The following is an 18,425-nucleotide window of genomic DNA, read 5'->3' as shown; positions in this document are numbered from 1 at the left end:
AGAGGAAGCCAGCTCGTGCATGTGAAATCCGCTGCCCATCGATTTGGAAACTGGTCCGGGACGACGCTGCTGCTGGCGGTCGTGGCCCTGGTGTCGCTGTCGGCCTGCAGGCGGGCCGAAGAGGCACCGGCGCCCGAGGTCCGTCCCGTCCGCGTCATGACGATCGAGCAGCGCACGGTCGGCGACACCGTGTCGTTGACCGGGCGCATACAAGCCCAGAGCGAAGTCAACCAGTCCTTCCGCATCGACGGCCGGCTGATCGAGCGCAACGTCGACATCGGCGACCGGGTCAGGCCCGGCCAGCTGCTGGCGCGGCTGGACCAGATGAACGAGGACAGCAGCCTGCAGTCCGCGCGGGCCCAATTGGCGGCCGCGCAGGCCCAGGGCATCGAGGCCCGCAACACCTTCAACCGGATGCGCGACCTGCTGGCCGAGAACGCGGTCTCGCGGGCCTCGTTCGAGCAGGCCGAGGCGATGCTCAAGGTCACGCAGTCGCAGGTCAATTCGGCCCAGTCGCTGGTCGAGATCGCGCAGAACCGCCTGAGCTACACCCGGCTGCTGTCCGACGTGGCCGGGGTGGTCACGGCGCGCGGCGCCGAGCCCGGCGAGGTGGTGCCGGCCGGCCGCATGATCGTGCAGGTGGCACGCGAAGGCGCCATCGACGCGGTCTTCGATGTCCCGGCCCAGATCAAGGACATCGCGCCGACCAATCCCGACATCCTGGTCTCGCTCGGCGGCGACCCGAAGGTCACGGCCGCGGGCAAGGTGCGCGAAGTCTCGCCGCGCGCCGACCCGGTCACCGGCACCTTCGCGGTCCGGGTCCGGCTGATCAATCCGCCCGCGGCGATGCGCCTGGGCAGCACCGTCACCGGGCGCATGAAGCTCAACACCGAGCCCGCGCTCGACATCCCGGCCAGCGCGCTGGTGCGCGCCAACGGCCAGACCTCGGTCTGGGTGGTCGACACCAAGGCCGGCACGGTTTCGGCCCGCAACGTCCAGGTGCGGGCCTATGACGCGGCCCGCGTTCAAGTCTCCCAGGGGCTGGCGCCCGGCGATGTGATCGTCACCGCCGGTGTCCAGGCGCTGCGGCCGGGACAGAAGGTCCGCTGGCTCGAGGCCGCGAAGTGATCGGCCCGAACCTGTCGGAGTGGGCGCTCTCCAAGCGCTCGCTGGTGGTGTTCCTGATGATCATCGCGGTCGTCGCGGGCACCTTGTCGTTCCTGAAGCTCGGGCGCGCCGAAGACCCGGCCTTCACCTTCCGCACCATGATCGTCGCCGCCGGCTGGCCAGGGGCCACGGTCGACGAGACGCTGTCGCAAGTCACCGAGCGGCTCGAGCGCACGCTGCAGGAAACGCGGCACCTCGACCGGGTGCGCAGCTACACCACGGCGGGCCAGACCACGATCTTCGTCGACCTCAAGCAGTCGACGCCGCCGGCCGAGGTGGCGGACATCTGGTACCAGGTGCGCAAGAACATCGGCGACATGCGCCAGACGCTGCCGACGGGCGTCGTCGGTCCCTTCTTCAACGACGACTTCGGCGACACCTTCGGCATCATCTATGCCTTCACCGCCGACGGCTACACCTTCCGCGAACTGCGCGACAAGGTCGAAGACGCGCGCTCGCGCCTGCTGCAGGTGCCCGACGTCTCGAAGATCGAGGTGCTGGGCGCGCAGGACGAGCAGATCTTCATCGAGTTCTCGACCGAGCGCCTGGCCGGCCTGCGCCTGGACTACGGCGCGATCGTGGCGGCGCTGCAGGCGCAGAACGTGATCCGTCCGGCCGGCGTGCTGCACACCGAGCAGGAGCGCGTCTTCATGCGCGTCACCGGCTCCTTCGACAACGAGCGCGACATCGAGTCGGTCAACCTGGTCCTGGGCGGTCGCAATATTCGCCTGGGCGATATCGCGACCGTGCGGCGCGGCTTCACCGACCCGCCGCAGCCGATGTTCAGGGTCAATGGCAAGCCGGCGATCGGCCTCGCGATCGCGATGCGCGACGCCGGCGACATTTTGGCGCTCGGCAAGAACATCAAGGCCGTGATGGCCGACATCACGGCCAACCTGCCGCACGGCATCGAGCCGACGCTGGTGGCCGACCAGGCGGTCACGGTCGATGTCGCGATCAGCGACTTCATGGCCTCGCTGTGGCAGGCGATCGCGATCATCCTGGTGTGCAGCTTCGTGAGCCTGGGCGTGCGGCCCGGCGCGGTGGTGGCGCTGTCGATCCCGCTCACGCTGGCGATCGTCTTCGCGATCATGGACTTCGTGAACATCGACCTGCACCGGGTCTCGCTCGGGGCGTTGATCATCGCGCTGACCCTGCTGGTCGACGACGCGATGACCACGGTCGACGCGATGCTCAACCGCCTCGCGGCCGGCGACACGAAGGACCAGGCCGCGACCTTCGCCTACCGCACGCTGGCGGCGCCGATGCTGATCGGCACGCTGGTGTCGATCTCCAGCTTCGTGCCGATCGGCTTCGCGCGCAGCTCGGCCGGCGAATACACCTTCTCGATCTTCGCCGTGGTGGCGATCGCGCTGCTCGTCTCGTGGCTCGGCGCCGTGATCTTCGCGCCGCTGGTGGGCAAGGCGCTGCTCAAGTCGCCCAAGGCCGATGCGGTGGTCAAGCCCAGCAAGTTCCTGAATGCCTACGGCGGTTTCCTCAAGGGCGCGATCCGCGCCAAGTGGCTGACCATCGGGCTCACGCTGGCGGCCTTCGTGGGGTCGATGTTCTTGGTGCGTTTCGTGCCGCAGCAGTTCTTCCCGGCCTCCGACCGGCCCGAGCTGACGGTCGACCTGACCCTGCGCCAGAACGCATCGATCTACGCCACCGAGGAAGAGGTCAAGAAGCTCGAGGAGATCCTCAAGGCCGACCCCGATGTCGACCACTTCAGCAGCTATGTCGGCCGCGGCGCGGTGCGCTTCATCCTGACGCTCAACGTGCAGCTGGCGAATCCGTTCTTCTCGCAGCTGGTCGTGGTCGCCAAGGACCTCGAGTCCCGCGACCGCCTGCAGAACAAGCTCGAGAAGGTGCTGGCCGAGCAGTTCCCGGACATGGTGGCGCGGGTGTCGCCGCTCGAACTCGGGCCGCCCGTGGGCTGGCCGCTGCAGTACCGCGTGATGGGGCCCGACAAGGACGAGGTGCGCAAGATATCGCTCGACCTGGCGGGCATCCTGGGCTCGCATCCGCAGGCCCGGCACGTGAACTTCGACTGGATGGAGCCGGCGCGGCAGATCCAGATCCGTGTCAACCAGGACGAGGCGCGCCAGCTCGGCATCAGCACCGGCGCGCTGGCCGGCATCATGAACGCGACCGTGACCGGTACCGCGGTCACGCAGGTGCGCGACGACATCTACCTGATCAACGTGGTGGCCCGCTCGAGCGCCGAGCAGCGGCTGTCTCTGCAGACACTGAGCACCCTGCAGGTGCCCACCGCCAGCGGCCGCATGGTGCCGCTGAACCAGTTCGCCACCTTCTCCGAAGAGCAGGAGTCGCCGCTGGTGTGGCGCCGCAACCGGGTGCCGACGCTCACGGTGCGCGCCGACGTGGTCCACGGCGCGCTGCCCGACACCATCGTCGAGGCGCTGGCACCGAAGATCAAGGAGTTCAACGCCAAGCTGCCGAAGGGCTACAAGATCGAGACCGGCGGCCTGTCCGAGGAAAGCGCCGAGTCGAGCGCCTCGGTGTTCGCGGTGGTGCCGCTCATGATCGTGCTCATGCTGCTGAGCATGATGGTGCTGCTGGTGAGCTTCCGCCGGCTCGCGATGGTGGTCTGCGTGATGCCGCTGGGGTTGATCGGCGTGGTGATTACGCTGCTGGTGTTCAACCGGCCGCTGGGCTTCGTCGCCATCCTCGGCATCCTGGCGCTGATCGGCATGATCGCCAAGAACGGCGTGATCCTGATCGTGCAGATCGAGACCTACCGGGCCGAGGGCATGAGCGTGCTCGACGCCGTCGTGGCCTCGGGCACCTCGCGGATGCGGCCGATGATGCTGACCTCGATCTCGACCGTGCTGGGCCTGATCCCGATCGCGCCGACCGTGTTCTGGGGCTCGATGGCCTTCGCGATCATGGGCGGCCTGCTGGTGGCCACGCTGCTGACGCTGGTCTTCCTGCCGACCCTGTACGTGATGGTGTTCGGCAAGGAGAAGCCGACGCCGCCGGCAGGCGAGGCCGAGCCGGCGTGAACGACCGGCTGGCTGACGGGGCAAGGCACATGCAGGCATCCGCAACACCGACCGGACCCGCGGTGCTGGACCTGCACGTGGCCGAACTCCGGCAGCTGTTCAACTCGATGGACCCGGCGCCTTTCCGCCAGCGCGACCTCGATGCCAAGGCGCAGGCCTACATCGTCGACTGGGCCCAGGAGGTGCCGGCCGGCCGGCCACTGGAGCTGGTCGTGCACGTCGGCGCCGAGACCGTCGCGCCGTCCGATGCCGCGATGCTGAAGGTCGCGGTCGACGAATACTTCCGCCAGCGTGCGCTGGCCACCTGGCGCGGCTTGCGCAAGCTGTTCCGCACCGGCCGCATCAGCCTGCTGATCGGCGTGCTGTTCGTCGGCACCGCCGCGGTCGTCGGCGAGTCGATCGCCAGCTTTGTCAGCAAGGGGCGCTACGCGACCCTGATCCACGACAGCCTCGTGATCGGCGCCTGGGTGGCACTGTGGCGGCCGATGGAGATCTTTCTCTATGACTGGTGGCCGGTGCGCACCGAGGCCCGCCTGTTCGAGCGCCTGAGCAGGCTCGATGTCCGGCTGGTCAGTGCCGGCGGCACGGAGGCGAGCGCATGAAGCCCGCTGCCTCCGATCCCGCCACCCCGGCCGCACCTTCGCGGCGCACCACGGCCGTGGTTCGCGGACTGATGCTGCTCGTGCTCTGGCTGCTGCTGATGCCCAGCCTCAAGCCCGCCGACCTCGGGGTGGGCCTGGTCGCCGTGGCCGCCGGAACCTTCGCCAGCCTGCGCCTGCTGCCGCCCGAGGCGGGGCATCTGCGCCTTGGCGCGCTGTTCGGCTTCCTGCCGCATTTCCTCTGGCAGTCGGTGCTGGCCGGCGTCGATGTCGCGCGCCGGGCGCTGTCGCCGCGCATGCCGCTGAAGCCCGGCTTCATCGTCTACAAGGTCGGTTTCCGCCCCGGCCTCGCGCGCAATGAGTTCAGCTCGATCACCAGCCTGCTGCCTGGCTCGGTGCCGGTCGCCGAATCGGAGCACGACATCACCTACCACTGCCTGGACCTCGACGCGCCGGTCGCCGAACAGCTGGCGGCCGAGGAGCTGCGCCTGCGCCGCGCGCTGGTCGCCGGGGAGCGCCACCATGACTGAGTTCCTGCTCGGCGCTTCGGCCTTCGTGCTGCTGACGGTCGCGGTGGGCCTGATCTGCATCCTGCGCGGTCCCGACGACGTCGATCGCATGATGTCGGTGCAGCTGTTCGGCACCGCCGGCATCGCGGCCCTGCTGCTGCTGGGGGCCGCGATCGGCGCCGCGGCCGTGGTCGACCTGGCGCTGATCCTGGCCGTGCTGGCGGCCTTCGCCGCGCTGGCCTTCGTCAAGGCCGGCGCGCGCCCCGAGGCCGCGCACACAGAACCGGAGGACCGCGCATGAGGGCCATCCTGGACATCTTCACGATCGTCGCCGTGGTCGCGGGCGCGTTCTTCTTCCTGGCCGGCACCGTGGGCCTTTTGCGCTTCCCCGATACCTTCACGCGGGCGCACGCGCTGACCAAGGCCGACAACCTCGGACTGGGCCTGGTGGTGATCGGCCTGCTGCCGCAGATGGACGGCGTGATGGCCGGGCTCAAGCTGGTCCTGGTCTGGCTGATGGTGCTGCTGGCCTCGGCCACGGTGTCGCAGCTGATCGCGCGCGCGGCGCGGCGCGGCGGGTCCGGCGGGGCCAAGTCATGACCGTGGCGCTGACCCTGGCCCTGGTGGGCCTGCTCATGGCGCTGGCCATCTGGACCGTGGTGGCGCGCGACACCTTCGCCGCCGTGACCGGCTTCGTCCCCTACGGGCTGCTGCTCACGCTGGCCTGGCTGCAGCTGCGCGCGGTCGACGTCGCGATGACCGAGGCGGCGATCGGCGCCGGCCTGACCGGCGTGCTGCTGATCGCCGCCGCCGCCCGGCTGCGCTCCACCGAGACGCCGGCCTGGGCCGAGCGGCCCGGCCTCGCGACGCGGGTGCTGGCCGCGATCGTCTCGGCAGCCGTGGCCGCCGGCATCGGCGCCTGCGTGCTGCTGCTGCCCGATCCGGCGCCGAGCCTGGCGCCCGCGGTGGTCGAGAACATCGCCGCCACCGGTGTCGGCAATCCGATCACCGCCGTGCTGATGTCCTTCCGCGCGATGGACACGCTGCTCGAGGCCATCGTGCTGCTGCTGGGCCTGGTCGGCGTCTGGTCGCTGGCGCCCGACCGCTTCTGGGGCGGGCGGCCGGGGCCGGCGCCGACGGAAGACCCGAACAGCATCCTGGGCTACCTCGCGCGGGTGCTGCCGCCGATCGGGATCGTCGTCGGCGTCTACATCCTCTGGGTCGGCGCCGACCATCCGGGCGGCAAGTTCCAGGGCGCCACGGTGCTGGCCGCGATGTGGCTGCTGGTCATGATGGCCGGCCTGTCGGACGCGCCCGCGGTCGATCGGCGCTGGGTCCGGATCGCGCTGGCCGGCGGCCCGGCCGCTTTCATCGCGGTCGGCCTGCTCGGCAGCGTCATCGCGGGCGCCTTCCTCGGCTATCCGGAGGCGCTCGCCAAACCCCTGATCGTGGTCATCGAGGCGGCGCTGCTGCCGTCGCTGGCGGTCACGCTGGCGCTGCTCCTGACCGGGCCGCCGAGCCGCAAGGACACCAGCGAATGAACACGCCCACCCTGCTCGGACTGTGCGCCGCGGTGCTGATCGGCCTGGGGCTCTACGGCCTCATCGTGAACCCGCACCCGCTGCGCAAGATCATGGCCTTCAACGTGATGGGCAACGGCATCTTCCTGGTCGCCGCCGTGATCGCGCGCCGCGGCGCCGGCGCCGGAATGGGCGGCGACCCGGTGCCGCAGGCCCTGCTGATCACCGCGCTGGTGGTGGCCTTCGCCGCCTCGGCCCTCGGGGTCGCCCTGGTGCTGAGGCTGTTCGAGGAAACCGGCTCGGCCTCGCTGACCGCGCCGGAGGCCGCGCCGCGCACCCACGCTGCCGAGAGCGAGGTCTAGGTGCCGCTCTCCATGCCCGTTGTGGATCCGGCGACGCCAGGCGGCCTGCTGCTCGTGCTGGCCGTGCTGCTGCCCTTCATCGGCATGATGCTCGGCTTCGTGCTCGGCGGCCGGCGCGCGCAGCAGGTGGCCTGGGCGACCATCGCGCTCGGCATCGTGCTGGTCGCCGCGATCGCGCACCGGTTGTGGGTGTCGGGCGACGCGCTGGTCTACCTGCTCGGCGGCTGGGCGCCGCCGCTGGGCGTCAGCCTGCGCGCCGATGGCCTGGCGGTCTGCATGATGGTGGCCGTGATGGTGGTGGTGGTCGGCATCGGCGTCTACGCCAACGGCGATTTCGGCACCCCGGCCGGGGTGCGCGAGAAGCGCTCCGCGCTCACCTTCTGGCTGCTGCTGCTCGCGGTCTGGGGCTCGCTCAACCTCGTGTTCGTGAGCGGCGACGTCTTCACGCTGTACGTCGCACTCGAGCTGCTCACCTTCGCCGGCGTGCCGCTGGTCAGCCTCGACGGCCGCGGCGAAACCTTGCAGGCCGCGCTGCGCTACCTGCTGTATGCGCTGGTCGGCTCGATGTTCTACCTGCTCGGCGGCTTCCTGCTGTACGGCGCCTACGGCACCCTGGACATCGCGCTGCTGGCCCAGCGCATCGGCGCCGAGCCGGTGGCCTGGATCGCCGCCGCGTCGATGACGGTCGGCCTGCTGGCCAAGACCGCGCTGTTCCCGCTCCACCTGTGGCTGCCTCCGGCGCATGCCGGCGCGCCGGCCGCCGCCAGTGCGCTGCTGTCGGCGCTGGTGATCAAGGGCGCCTGGTTCCTGGTGGTGCGGCTGTGGGTCGATGTCTTCGCCGGCGTCATCACGCTGCCTTCGGCCCAGTTGCTCGCGGCGCTCGGCGCCTCGGCGATCCTGGTCGGCAATGTCGTCGCCCTGCGGCAGGCGCGCCTGAAGCTGCTGATCGCCTACTCGACCGTGGCCCAGATCGGCTACCTGTTCCTGATGTTCCCGCTGGCGGCCGGGCTCGATGCCGCGCAGCTGGACAGCAGCTTCGCGGTCACCGGCGGGCTGCTGCAGGCGATCTCGCATGCGACCGCCAAGGCCGCGATGTTCATGGCGGCCGGGCTCATCTACACGACGCTCGGCCATGACCGCGTGGCCGACCTGCGCGGCGCCGGGCGGGCCCTGCCGATGACGATGACTGCCTTCGCGCTGGCCGGCGCCTCGCTGATCGGGCTGCCGCCCTCGGGCGGCTTCCTCGCCAAGTGGATGCTGCTGTCGGCGGCCATCGCCACCGCCCAGTGGTGGTGGGTGGTCGTGATGCTGGTGGGCGGCCTCTTGACCAGCGCCTACGTCTTCATGGTGATGGTGCGCGCGATGGCGCCGGCCGCCCTCGGCTGGGTGCCGAAGGCGCGCGTGCCGGGCTACCAGCAGGGGGCCGTGCTGGCGCTCGCGCTGTGTTCGTTCCTGCTCGGCGCGGTGGCGCTGCTGCCGGTCGACGTCGCCCAGATCGGCCGCACCGGCCTGCTCGCGATGGGGGTCCGATGATCGGTTCCATCACGCTCGCCGCGGTCGTGTTCGAAGTGCCGGTGCTGTTGCCGCTGGCGCTCGGCGTGCCGCTGCTGCTGCTGCTGGCCTGTGCGTTTCCCGGCCTGCGCCGGCGCCTGCCGGGGCTGTTCGCGCTGGCCCCGGTGCCGGCGCTGGCTGCGGCCCTCTTGGCCGGCGCCGAGCCGGACCTGGTGCTGGGCAATGCCTACTTCTCGCTGACGTTCGCGCTCGATGCGCCGGGCGCGATGCTGCTCGGCGTCGCCGCGGTGCTGTGGATCTTCGCCGGGGCCTACGCTGCGCGCTGGCTGCGCGGGCGGCCCGACCGCGACGGTTTCATCGTCTGCTGGCTGATGACGCTGACCGGCTCGGTCGGCGTCTTCCTGGCGGCCGACCTGATCGGCTTCTACTTCCTGCTGGCCGTGCTCAGCGTCGGCGCCAGCGGCCTGGTGCTGCAGGGCGAGGGGCCGGATGCGTTCCGCGCCAGCGCGCTCTACCTCGGGCTGGCGCTCCTGGCCGAGGCCTTCCTGCTCGCCGGCCTGCTGCTGCTGGCCCTGGCCACGCCGGACGGCAGCCTGCTGATCGCCGATGCCGTGGCGGCGCTGCCCGGCTCGCCGTGGCGCGATCTCACGCTGCTGCTGCTGCTCGTGGGCCTCGGCATGAAGGCCGGCCTGCTGCCGCTGCATTTCTGGATGCCGATCGCCTACGGCGCGGCGCCGATCCCGGCCGCGGCGGTGATGAGCGGCGCCGTGGTCAAGGCGAGCATCATCGCGCTGGTCCGCTTCCTGCCCTTCGATGCCGCGCTGCCGTCCTTCGGCCTGCCGCTGGCCGCGCTCGGGCTCCTCGGCGCGCTCTACGGCGTGGCGATCGGCATCACCCAGACCCAGCCCAAGCTGATCCTGGCCTACTCGAGCGTCAGCCAGATGGGATTCCTGGTGGCCGTGATCGGCATGGGCCTGGCCGCCGGCGACCCCGGCACCGCGCTGGCCGCGGCTTTCTACGCGGCCCACCACCTGCTCGTGAAGGGCGGCCTGTTCCTGGCCGTTGGCGTGGTCATGCTGACCGGCCGCCGTCACCTGTGGCCGATGCTGCTGCCGGCCGCGGTCATCGCGCTGGGACTCGGCGGCCTGCCGCTGACCGGCGGCGCGCTGGCCAAGTACGCGGCCAAGGACTTCATGGGCAGCGGCCTGGCCGCCACCGTGGCCGTGGTGTCCTCGATCGCCACCACGCTGCTGATGGTCCATTTCCTGCGGCGGCTGGCCGCCGATACGGCGGTCGATCCTGGCGCTCGCGCGCCTTCGGTGCTCGTGGTCTGCTGGCTGGCGATGGCGCTGGCCTCGGTGGCACTGCCGTGGGCGCTGTGCCTGCTGCTGCCGCTCGGCGCGCTGCCCGAGGCCCTGTCGCCCGCGGCGCTGTGGGCCGCGCTCTGGCCAGTGCTGATCGGTGCCGCCATCGCGGTCGGGCTGGACAGCCTCCGACGGGCGCTGCCGCAGATCCCGGCCGGCGATCTCGGCGTGGCGCTGGGCCGGCTCGGCGGCCTGGTCGCCGCGGCCGGACGAGGATTCGAGACGATCGACACTTTCGCGCGGCGCTGGGCCGTTGCGAGCATTGCATTGCTGGTAGTGTCCCTGCTGTTCGGCTACGCGCTGATGGCACAGGGCTGAAGGAGAACGAGATGAGGAAGTCAACGCTCGCGGCGGTGTCCGCTGCGGTCCTGGTGGCCCTGGCGGGCTGCACGGTCGGGCCCGACTTCGTGCGGCCCGCGGTGCAGTCCCCGGCGGCTTGGCGGATCGACTACCCCATGGCCGCCGAAGTGGCCAACACCCAGTGGTGGGAACAGTTCGGCGACCCGGTCCTGAACCAGCTGATCGAGACCGCGCTGCGCGACAACCTCGACGTCCGGGTCGCGGCCGCCCGCATCGACCAGTTCCTCGGGGCGCTGACGACCACCGATTCACAGGCCTATCCGCAGTTCGGCTACGGCGCCGGGGCGGCCCGCACCCGCGCCAGCCGCGAGGGCCAGCCGCCGATCCCCGAGCCCGTCAGCAACTACTTCTCGCTCTACCAGGCCAGCGTCAATGCCGCCTGGCAGGTCGACCTGTTCGGCCGCGTCCGGCGCCAGAGCGAGGCCGCGCAGGCGCAGGTCTACGCCAGCCAGCAGGGCCAGCGCGGCGTGGTGCTGACGCTCGTGACCGGTGTGGCGACCAGCTACATCGCGCTGCGGGCGCTCGACCGGCAGCTCGAGATCTCCAAGTCCACCGCCGCCAACTTCGGCGAGACCGCGCGCATCTTCGACCTTCGCTTCAAGCGCGGACTGGTCTCGCAGACCGAGGTGACGCAGGTGCGCTCCCAGTACCAGCAGGCGCTCACCGCGATCCCGACCTTCGAGCAGCAGATCGCGGCCCTCGAGAACCAGATCTCGATCTTGCTGGGCCGCGACCCGGCGCCGATCCCGCGCGGCAAGACCATCGACGAGCTCGCCGCGCCGCTGATCCCGGCCGGCCTGCCTTCCGACCTGCTGCTGCGGCGCCCCGACATCCTGGCGGCCGAGCAGAACCTGGTGGCCGCCAACGCCAGCATCGGCGTCGCCCGCTCGCTCTATTACCCGAGCCTGTCGCTGACCGGCGCGCTGGGTTCCACCAGCACCTCCTTCAGCAACTTCCTGACCGGGCCGGCGACCACCTGGTCAGTGGTCGCGGGCCTCACCGGCCCGATCTTCACCTTCGGCGCCATCGAGGGCCAGGTCCGATCGGCCGAGGCCCAGAAGGCGCAGGCCGAGCTGGTCTACCGGCAGACCGTGCTGGGCGCCTTCCGCGACACCAACAACGCGCTGATCGGCACCCAGAAGAGCATCGAGGGGGTCGAGTACCAGCGCGGACGGGTCAAGGCGCTGCGCGAGTTCGCACGCCTGTCCAGGCTCAAGTTCGAGGCCGGCCTGATCGGCTACCTCGAGGTGCTGGTGGCCGACAACGAACTGTTCGCGGCCGAGCTGGCCTTCGTGAATCTGCAGGCCAACCGCTACTCGCAGGCGATCAACGTCTACCAGGCGATGGGCGGCGGCTGGGTCGACGTCGCGGATGCGCAGACGCCGCGTCCGGTCGGCATGGCCGGCGGCCAGCGAACGCCTTGAACCGCCGCGGCATGAACGAGCGCTTCCAGACCCTGGTCTACGGCACGGCGATCGCGCTGATGATCGGCTGGGTGTTCTACATCGGGCGCAATGTCTTCGTGCCGATCATGTTCAGCGTCTTCGTGGTCTACGTGATCCTCGGGCTGGCGCGCCTGATCGGCAAGGTGCCGCTGCTCGGGCCGGCGCTGCCGCAGTTGGTGATCTCGATCCTCTCGGTGCTGATCATCGCGCTCGGGCTCGCCATGGTGGTCTACACGATCCTGGCGAACAAGGACAGCGTGATCGCGATGGCGCCGCGCTACCAGGAGTCGCTGCTGGCAGCGGTGCAGCGGGTGGCGGTGCTGATGCGGGTCGAGGCAGAGCCGACCTGGACCACGCTGCGGCGCGACCTGCTTTCCCAGGTAAGCCTGCAGCGGGTGGCGGCGTCGGCGCTCGCGTCGGTATCGTCAATGTTCGCGACCGTGATCGTCGTGGCGCTGTACGCCTGCTTCCTGCTGGTCGAGCGGACCCATCTCGACGTCAAGATCCTGGCCATCGCACGCAGCCCCGAGCAGGCACGGCGCATCAAGCAGGTCATCGCCGACATCAACGCCCGGGTCGGCGCCTACCTGGCGCTCAAGACCTTCCTCGGGGTGCTGCTCGGCGCGCTCAGCTACGTGATCATGCGCTTCGCCGGCCTCGAGTTCGCCGGCTTCTGGGCCGTGATGATCGCGCTGCTCAACTACGTGCCCTACATCGGCTCGTTCCTGAGCGTCGTGCTGCCGGGCCTGATGGCCGTGGCCCAGTTCGGCAGCGCCGGCGAGGCGATCCAGATCATGATGTCGCTGGCGGTGGTCCAGTTCGTGATCGGCAACTTCCTGGACCCCTACATCATGGGGAATTCGCTCAACCTGAGCCCGTTCGCGATCCTCGTGAGCCTGGCGGTCTGGGTCGCCCTCTGGGGCGTGCCGGGCGCCTTCCTGGCGGTGCCGATCACCGCGATGATGACCATCATCTTCTCGGAGTTCCCTGGCACCCGCCCCATCGCCGTCCTGCTGTCGCAGAACGGCAAGCCTTAGTCGCTGCGCCCCTCAAGTTTCGGCGCGGCTGGCCGATATACGGTCAGCGCATGCCCTCGCCGCGTCGGACGGGTGGCGTGTCGCGACGAGGAGCCAGCGTGAAACTGAGGTCGATGCAGGGTCGCTGCAGTCCGGGCCCGAGGGGGCGGGGATGAGCTTGGCCGTCTATGGCTACGATGCCTTCAAGGTGCTGGCCTTCGCCGCGCCGGTGGCCGGCTTCGCCGCCGTCGCCCATGTGCGCGCCACGCGGCGCCGGGAGCAGGCGCGGCGGGTCGAAAGCGCGAGCCGCAGCTGCCGACAGGTCTTCGTCGAAGTGCCGGGACTCCCCGGCGCGCCCCCCGATTCGGTCTCCTTCGAGCTGACGCCGCAATTGCTGGGCTGGCTCGCCGCCGCCCAGAGCGGTTCGCTGAAAGGCATCGACACGCCCGACGCCGTGATGCTGGCCTTCGATGTCGAGGCGGCCTGGAAGGGCGTGCGGCCTGCCGGGGCGGGCGACGACCCGGACACCCGCAGCCAGCTGGTCGCGACCCGCGAGCGCTTCTTCGTTCGATCGGTCGATGCCCGCCGCAACAGCGCCCCGGTGTCATTGCGCGCGATGCTCGATGCGCATCGCAGCCTTGCGGAGGGCGAGCCGCTCCATTGCTCGGTCGATGGCCTGATCGGCGTCAGGCCGGTGCGGCGGTTGCGCGTCGAGGCGGCGGCGGTGGTGGCCAAGCAGTTCTACTGGGTGCGGGCGAATGGGGCGGGGCCGCCACGCTCTCCGCCGAGTTAGGTAGGATTGCGGGCTGTCCGCTGCGCCTGCGGGCAATCTCGCAATTCAAGGACTCCGCATGACCACCCCCAGCTACCCCGACACCCGCCTGCTGATCGATGGCGAATGGTGTGACGCCGTGAGCGGCAAGACCCAGGACGTGATCAACCCGGCCACCGGCCAGCCGATCGGCAAGGTCGCCTTCGCCGCGACCGCCGACCTCGACCGGGCGCTCGATGCGGCCCAGCGCGGCTTCGAAGCCTGGCGCCGGATCCCGGCCAACGAGCGCGCCGCCACCATGCGCAAAGCCGCCGGCCTGCTGCGCGAGCGCGCCGCCGACATCGCCCGCATCCTCACGCTGGAGCAGGGCAAGCCCTTCGCCGAGGCCCGCGGTGAGGTGCTCGCCGGCGCCGACATCATCGAATGGTTCGCCGACGAAGGCCGCCGCGTCTATGGCCGCATCGTGCCGTCGCGCAACCTGGCGGCGCAGCAACTGGTGCTGAAGGAGCCCCTGGGCCCGGTCGCCGCCTTCACGCCCTGGAACTTCCCGATCAACCAGATCGTTCGCAAGCTCGGCGCCGCGCTGGCCAGCGGCTGCTCGTTCCTGTGCAAGGCGCCCGAAGAAACGCCGGCTTCGCCCGCCGCGCTGCTGCAGACCTTCGTCGATGCCGGCGTGCCGCGCGGGACGGTCGGCCTGGTGTTCGGCGATCCGGCCCAGATCTCGAACTACCTGATTCCGCATCCGATCATCCGCAAGGTGACCTTCACCGGCTCGACGCCGGTGGGCAAGCAGCTCGCGGCCCTGGCCGGCCAGCACATGAAGCGCGCGACCATGGAACTCGGCGGCCATGCCCCGGTGATCGTCGCGGCCGACGCCGACGTCGAACTGGCTGTCAAGGCCTCGGGCGGCGCCAAGTTCCGCAATGCCGGGCAGGTCTGCATCTCGCCGACCCGCTTCCTGGTGCACAACAGCATCCGCGACGCCTTCGCCCAGGCGATGGTCAAGCATGCCGAGAGCCTCAAGCTCGGCGACGGCCTGGCCGAAGGAACGACGCTCGGCCCGCTGGCCAACGCCCGCCGCCTCGGCGCCATGGCCAAGGTGCTCGAGGACGCCCGCGCCACCGGCGCCAAGGTCGCGACCGGCGGCGAGCGCGTCGGCAGCAGCGGCAACTTCTTCGCGCCCACGGTGCTGACCGACGTCTCGCTCGAGGCCGACGTCTTCAACAACGAGCCCTTCGGCCCGATCGCGGCGATCCGCGGCTTCGACTCGCTCGACGAGGCGATCACCGAAGCCAACCGGCTGCCCTTCGGCCTGGCCGGCTATGCCTTCACCCAGTCGATCAAGAACGCCCACCTGCTGTCGCAGCGCATGGAAGTCGGCATGCTGTGGATCAACCAGCCGGCCGCGCCGTCGCCCGAGATGCCTTTCGGCGGCATCAAGGATTCGGGCTACGGCTCGGAAGGCGGTCCGGAGGCGATGGAGAACTACCTCAACACCAAGGCCGTCTCGATCATGGCGATCTGAGGCGCCGCGGGCGCGGGGGCCGCGCGGATGAGCGGCCCTTGCGTCGGCGGCGCAGCGGACCACAATGGCGGGCATGCAAAACACGCTGCTCCGCCGGGTCCTGGTCTGTGTCTGCCTGCTGCTGCCGGCGCTGGTCTGGTCGCAGACCCAGCTCGGCAGCGCCGCCGCACTGCAGGCGAAATTCGAAGCGGTCCAGTCGCAGTTCGACAAGAACGCCTTCGGCCGGCCGCTGGTGCTCGAATCGACCGAGGCCTCGGGCCAGCTGAGCGGCAACATCTTCGCGCTGGTCGACCATCCCTTCGACCAGGTCAGCGCCGCGCTGGTCAAGCCGGCGGTCTGGTGCGACATCCTGATGCTGCACCTCAACACCAAGTACTGCGCCGTGCGAGGCGGCGGGGCGGCGACCACCCTGGCAGTGTCGGTGGGCCGCAAGTTCGACCAGCCGCTGTCGGATGCGCAGCGCATCGATTTCGTCTGGCAGCCCCCGGTCTCGGCGGCCGACTACATGAGTGCCCGCCTGAGCGCCGACAAGGGGCCGCTGTCGACGCGCGACTACCGCATCGAGGTCGAGGCCACGCCGCTGCCCAACGGCAAGACCTTCATCCACATGGCCTACGCCTATGCCTACGGCACCGCGGCCCGGATCGCGATGCAGGGCTACCTCTCGACCCTGGGCAGCGACAAGGTGGGCTTCAGCGCCAAGGACAAGGACGCTTCCGGCCAGCCCAGCCTGGTCGGCGGCGTGATCGGGGTGGTGGAGCGCAACACCATGCGCTACTACCTCGCGATCGACGCCTACCTCGATTCGCCGGCCGAGGCCGAATTGCCCAAGCGCCTGGCCCAGTGGTTCGACAGCACCGAGCGCTATGCGCGCCAATTGCACGAGGTGGACCGCAACGACTACCTCGAGATGAAGCGCAATGAATACAAACGGCTGAAGACCCAATAAGCCGAGAGCTCGCCCCCGGTAAAAGCGCCCTTGCATCCGCGCCAGATGCACATGTATCCTTGTGTATCTGAAAGGGCCGCCCATGTCCATGGAACTGGATTTCCACCTCCACAAGATTCAGTCGCTGAGTCCCAAGGCGGCCAAGATCGCGCTACGGATGCTGGACCGCGATCCGCGCGTCCCGACCGAATGGGTGATGGCCCTGCGTCCGGCGCTGGTCGACCGCAGCAGCGACGCGGAATCCTTCGGCGGCACCGACTGGATGACCATCGCGGCCATCGAGCGGCCCGGCATCCGGCGCTTCACGGAGCACTTCGAGAGCCGCGAGCAGCGACATGCGCGGCTGTGGGTGCTGAGCCTGCGGACCGCGACCAAGCGCCATGACCGCGCCGAGCCTGGCGAGAGCCTCTACGGCGCGCTCTAGCGCGTGTGCGACGCGGCGCCGGCGACTTCGCGGCCGTTCATTTTTTCCGTCCCGCTCCGCCCCTGAGCAGTTCGCTCCGGTGCTTCTGAACCTCGGCCAGCCGCTTGAGTTCGGCCGCGCAGTCGGCCTGGGTCGCGACCAGCACGATCGGGCTGCGGCGCAGCGACGTGATGGTCTTCTCGACCTGCACCGGGTCCCGGTTCTTGATGACCAGTCCGGCCGCCACCGCGGCCCTGGATTGCTTGTAGAAGGCCTTCTCGAAGCCCGGCGTACCGCAGCGCGCGGCGATCACGCGCAGGTCGGCCTCCTGCTGTTCACCCGAAATCGGCGCGTCGCCCCCAGCCGGCTGGGCGCCGGCCATCATGGGCATGCCGATGACCGCTGCGGTCACCACGGCTGCGATATCGAACCTCGTTGTCATCTGTCCCCCTGCTTCCTGGAAATGCGCTGTCGCAGGCGCCATCGTACGACCTCGGAGGCCCGATGCGCCATCGCCGGCGCGCCCGGCCCGATTGCACGAAAGGGCAATGGCGCCTGCCCGTTGGTCCAATTTGCAGCGCTTGCACGGTCACCCAAGATGGCCGCGTGGCCAGAGGTTGCGAATCGAACAGGAGTGGTCCGGAACGCTCCCCTTCACCAGGAGACCGCATGACGATCGCGAAGCGCCCGCTCCGGCTGGCCATGGCGGCGGCATCGCTCGCGGCCTGCGGCGCCTGGGCCCAGGACGACGCCGACCTGCAGAAGAAATTGGCGAACCCGATCGCCGACATCGTCACCTTGCCATTCCAGTGGACCACCAACTACAACGCCGGGCCCTTCGAGAAGCCGCAATACACGCTCAACATCCAGCCGGTCTATCCGATCAAGATCGGCGGCGGCTGGTCGCTGATCAACCGCGCCATCGTTCCGCTGCTGTCCAACCCCGCGGTGCTGCCGGGCCAGGACCGCAAGGACGGTCTCGGCGACATCACCTACGAAGCTTTCTTCGCGCCACCGGCGGGCGAAGGCGGATGGATCTGGGGCTTCGGTCCCGCGATGGTCCTGCGCACCGCCACCGACGACCGGCTTGGCGCGGGCAAGTGGTCGCTCGGCCCGGCGGTGGTCGGGCTCAAGGAGTCCGGCCCCTGGACCGTGGGCGCGCTCGCGACCCAGGTCTGGTCCGTCGCCGGCGACGACAACCAGCCGAACGTGAGTGCCTTCACGTTCCAGCCGATCGTCAGCTACCGGCTGGATTCGACGCAGTCGCTCGGCTACATCGGGATCGTCACGGCCGACTGGGAGCAGAAGCGTTCGAGCCAGCGCTGGACGGTGCCGCTCGGCGTGTCGTATTCGCTGCTGGTGCGGCCCGAGGGCTTCGTGCCGATGAATTTCGTCGTCGGTGCGGGCTACAACGTGATCCGGCCCGACAATGCGTCCGACTGGTTCGTCCGGTTCCAGGTCAATTTCGTTCTTCCCAAATGAGGAGCCAGGCATGCGTGCGAGCGACACACTGAAGGGGCTGGCCATCGTGCTGGCGATGGCCGGAGCGGCAACCGCGGCCGCCACCCCGTTGACCTTCTACAACGGGATACGCGAAACGCCGATCACCAAGTTCAACAAGGCCGACATGGCCCTGATGAACAAGGCGGTCTACGGGGCGCTGGACTCGGGCGCTGACGGCGTCAAGGTCAGCTGGGAGAACCCGGACACCTCCAGCAGCGGCAGCGTCACGCCGGCCAAGGACCCGAAGGGCCGGGCGTCGTGCCGGCTGGCGCAGATCGAGAACCGCCACAAGAACCTGCTCGGCTCGGGCAGCTACATCTTCTGCAAGAACACCAAGTCCAAGACGCCGCCGTGGGAGCTGATTGCGCCCTGGAACGGCGGCTGATCCGAGGCGCG

The 18,425-nt window shown here is 69.8% G+C and carries 19 protein-coding genes; 18 read left to right on the top strand and 1 reads right to left on the bottom strand.

Annotated elements, in window-relative coordinates; translation table 11 throughout:
* The first annotated feature begins 15 nt into the window (after positions 1–15).
* The 16 genes from QTI68_RS19500 (at position 16) to QTI68_RS19425 (ending at position 16,547) form a co-directional block, all read left to right on the top strand.
* Positions 16–1,128, top strand: coding sequence for an efflux RND transporter periplasmic adaptor subunit (locus QTI68_RS19500; protein WP_286523671.1), 1,113 nt, complete (start codon positions 16–18; stop codon positions 1,126–1,128).
* A complete protein-coding gene (locus QTI68_RS19495) occupies positions 1,125–4,190 on the top strand; it encodes an efflux RND transporter permease subunit (protein ID WP_286523669.1) in 3,066 nt (1,021 codons plus the stop codon). The genes QTI68_RS19500 and QTI68_RS19495 overlap by 4 nt, the downstream gene beginning before the upstream one ends.
* 29 nt (positions 4,191–4,219) lie before the next feature.
* Positions 4,220–4,792 carry a hypothetical protein gene (locus QTI68_RS19490; RefSeq protein ID WP_286523668.1) on the top strand — a complete coding sequence of 191 codons (573 nt, stop codon included), beginning with the start codon at positions 4,220–4,222 and terminating at the stop codon, positions 4,790–4,792.
* A complete protein-coding gene (locus QTI68_RS19485) occupies positions 4,789–5,319 on the top strand; it encodes a Na+/H+ antiporter subunit E (RefSeq protein WP_286523666.1) in 531 nt (176 codons plus the stop codon). Before QTI68_RS19490 ends, QTI68_RS19485 begins: the two co-directional genes overlap by 4 nt.
* The gene (locus QTI68_RS19480) at positions 5,312–5,599 is read left to right on the top strand and encodes an MrpF/PhaF family protein (RefSeq protein ID WP_286523664.1); all 288 of its coding nucleotides are present in this window, start codon (positions 5,312–5,314) and stop codon (positions 5,597–5,599) included. Before QTI68_RS19485 ends, QTI68_RS19480 begins: the two co-directional genes overlap by 8 nt.
* The gene (locus QTI68_RS19475) at positions 5,596–5,898 is read left to right on the top strand and encodes a cation:proton antiporter (protein WP_286523662.1); all 303 of its coding nucleotides are present in this window, start codon (positions 5,596–5,598) and stop codon (positions 5,896–5,898) included. Before QTI68_RS19480 ends, QTI68_RS19475 begins: the two co-directional genes overlap by 4 nt.
* On the top strand, positions 5,895–6,839 hold the full coding sequence (locus QTI68_RS19470) for a hydrogenase subunit MbhD domain-containing protein (protein WP_286523660.1): 945 nt from the start codon (positions 5,895–5,897) through the stop codon (positions 6,837–6,839). Before QTI68_RS19475 ends, QTI68_RS19470 begins: the two co-directional genes overlap by 4 nt.
* Entirely contained in the window at positions 6,836–7,180 is a 345-nt protein-coding gene (locus QTI68_RS19465; protein WP_286523659.1) for an NADH-quinone oxidoreductase subunit K, read from the top strand. Before QTI68_RS19470 ends, QTI68_RS19465 begins: the two co-directional genes overlap by 4 nt.
* A 12-nt stretch (positions 7,181–7,192) precedes the next feature.
* Complete coding sequence (locus tag QTI68_RS19460; protein ID WP_286523657.1) at positions 7,193–8,713, top strand: complex I subunit 5 family protein; 1,521 nt, start codon at positions 7,193–7,195, stop codon at positions 8,711–8,713.
* Positions 8,710–10,374: a proton-conducting transporter transmembrane domain-containing protein gene (locus tag QTI68_RS19455; RefSeq protein WP_286523655.1), complete on the top strand. Its 1,665-nt coding sequence runs from the start codon at positions 8,710–8,712 to the stop codon at positions 10,372–10,374. Before QTI68_RS19460 ends, QTI68_RS19455 begins: the two co-directional genes overlap by 4 nt.
* Positions 10,375–10,385: 11 nt before the next feature.
* The gene (locus QTI68_RS19450; protein WP_286523653.1) at positions 10,386–11,840 is read left to right on the top strand and encodes an efflux transporter outer membrane subunit; all 1,455 of its coding nucleotides are present in this window, start codon (positions 10,386–10,388) and stop codon (positions 11,838–11,840) included.
* Positions 11,841–11,851: 11 nt separating this feature from the next.
* On the top strand, positions 11,852–12,898 hold the full coding sequence (locus tag QTI68_RS19445; RefSeq protein ID WP_286523652.1) for an AI-2E family transporter: 1,047 nt from the start codon (positions 11,852–11,854) through the stop codon (positions 12,896–12,898).
* Positions 12,899–13,049: 151 nt separating this feature from the next.
* Positions 13,050–13,670: a hypothetical protein gene (locus tag QTI68_RS19440; protein ID WP_286523650.1), complete on the top strand. Its 621-nt coding sequence runs from the start codon at positions 13,050–13,052 to the stop codon at positions 13,668–13,670.
* Positions 13,671–13,728: 58 nt separating this feature from the next.
* On the top strand, positions 13,729–15,174 hold the full coding sequence (locus QTI68_RS19435; protein WP_286523647.1) for an NAD-dependent succinate-semialdehyde dehydrogenase: 1,446 nt from the start codon (positions 13,729–13,731) through the stop codon (positions 15,172–15,174).
* Positions 15,175–15,247: 73 nt separating this feature from the next.
* Complete coding sequence (locus QTI68_RS19430; RefSeq protein ID WP_286523646.1) at positions 15,248–16,123, top strand: hypothetical protein; 876 nt, start codon at positions 15,248–15,250, stop codon at positions 16,121–16,123.
* Positions 16,124–16,205: 82 nt separating this feature from the next.
* Complete coding sequence (locus QTI68_RS19425; RefSeq protein WP_286523644.1) at positions 16,206–16,547, top strand: hypothetical protein; 342 nt, start codon at positions 16,206–16,208, stop codon at positions 16,545–16,547.
* A 37-nt stretch (positions 16,548–16,584) separates the two neighbouring features.
* Here the strand turns inward: QTI68_RS19425 and QTI68_RS19420 are convergent, their stop codons facing one another.
* A complete protein-coding gene (locus tag QTI68_RS19420; protein WP_286523643.1) occupies positions 16,585–16,968 on the bottom strand; it encodes a hypothetical protein in 384 nt (127 codons plus the stop codon).
* Between the two features lie 227 nt (positions 16,969–17,195).
* Here QTI68_RS19420 and QTI68_RS19415 point away from each other — a divergent pair, with 227 nt between their 5' ends.
* Both QTI68_RS19415 and QTI68_RS19410 read left to right on the top strand, forming a co-directional pair.
* Positions 17,196–18,008: a hypothetical protein gene (locus QTI68_RS19415; protein ID WP_286523641.1), complete on the top strand. Its 813-nt coding sequence runs from the start codon at positions 17,196–17,198 to the stop codon at positions 18,006–18,008.
* A gap of 10 nt (positions 18,009–18,018) precedes the next feature.
* On the top strand, positions 18,019–18,414 hold the full coding sequence (locus tag QTI68_RS19410; RefSeq protein WP_286523639.1) for a hypothetical protein: 396 nt from the start codon (positions 18,019–18,021) through the stop codon (positions 18,412–18,414).
* The last annotated feature ends 11 nt before the right edge of the window (positions 18,415–18,425 follow it).

This window comes from Variovorax sp. J31P207 (assembly GCF_030316965.1).
GTDB classification, from domain to species: Bacteria; Pseudomonadota; Gammaproteobacteria; order Burkholderiales; family Burkholderiaceae_C; genus Variovorax; species Variovorax ginsengisoli_B.
The sequence above is the reverse complement of the archived record's forward strand: the minus strand, read 5'-3'. Positions and strand labels throughout refer to the sequence as shown.

What these genes read in the sequence shown, in the direction of transcription:
- QTI68_RS19490 (WP_286523668.1), top strand. Translation starts at nt 4,220, where the DNA reads ATGCAGGCATCCGCAACACCGACCGGACCCGCGGTGCTGGACCTGCAC.
- QTI68_RS19485 (WP_286523666.1), top strand. Translation starts at nt 4,789, where the DNA reads ATGAAGCCCGCTGCCTCCGATCCCGCCACCCCGGCCGCACCTTCGCGG.
- QTI68_RS19480 (WP_286523664.1), top strand. Translation starts at nt 5,312, where the DNA reads ATGACTGAGTTCCTGCTCGGCGCTTCGGCCTTCGTGCTGCTGACGGTC.
- QTI68_RS19475 (WP_286523662.1), top strand. Translation starts at nt 5,596, where the DNA reads ATGAGGGCCATCCTGGACATCTTCACGATCGTCGCCGTGGTCGCGGGC.
- QTI68_RS19470 (WP_286523660.1), top strand. Translation starts at nt 5,895, where the DNA reads ATGACCGTGGCGCTGACCCTGGCCCTGGTGGGCCTGCTCATGGCGCTG.
- QTI68_RS19465 (WP_286523659.1), top strand. Translation starts at nt 6,836, where the DNA reads ATGAACACGCCCACCCTGCTCGGACTGTGCGCCGCGGTGCTGATCGGC.
- QTI68_RS19460 (WP_286523657.1), top strand. Translation starts at nt 7,193, where the DNA reads ATGCCCGTTGTGGATCCGGCGACGCCAGGCGGCCTGCTGCTCGTGCTG.
- QTI68_RS19455 (WP_286523655.1), top strand. Translation starts at nt 8,710, where the DNA reads ATGATCGGTTCCATCACGCTCGCCGCGGTCGTGTTCGAAGTGCCGGTG.
- QTI68_RS19450 (WP_286523653.1), top strand. Translation starts at nt 10,386, where the DNA reads ATGAGGAAGTCAACGCTCGCGGCGGTGTCCGCTGCGGTCCTGGTGGCC.
- QTI68_RS19445 (WP_286523652.1), top strand. Translation starts at nt 11,852, where the DNA reads ATGAACGAGCGCTTCCAGACCCTGGTCTACGGCACGGCGATCGCGCTG.
- QTI68_RS19440 (WP_286523650.1), top strand. Translation starts at nt 13,050, where the DNA reads ATGAGCTTGGCCGTCTATGGCTACGATGCCTTCAAGGTGCTGGCCTTC.
- QTI68_RS19435 (WP_286523647.1), top strand. Translation starts at nt 13,729, where the DNA reads ATGACCACCCCCAGCTACCCCGACACCCGCCTGCTGATCGATGGCGAA.
- QTI68_RS19430 (WP_286523646.1), top strand. Translation starts at nt 15,248, where the DNA reads ATGCAAAACACGCTGCTCCGCCGGGTCCTGGTCTGTGTCTGCCTGCTG.
- QTI68_RS19425 (WP_286523644.1), top strand. Translation starts at nt 16,206, where the DNA reads ATGTCCATGGAACTGGATTTCCACCTCCACAAGATTCAGTCGCTGAGT.
- QTI68_RS19420 (WP_286523643.1), bottom strand. Translation starts at nt 16,968, where the DNA reads ATGACAACGAGGTTCGATATCGCAGCCGTGGTGACCGCAGCGGTCATC.
- QTI68_RS19415 (WP_286523641.1), top strand. Translation starts at nt 17,196, where the DNA reads ATGACGATCGCGAAGCGCCCGCTCCGGCTGGCCATGGCGGCGGCATCG.
- QTI68_RS19410 (WP_286523639.1), top strand. Translation starts at nt 18,019, where the DNA reads ATGCGTGCGAGCGACACACTGAAGGGGCTGGCCATCGTGCTGGCGATG.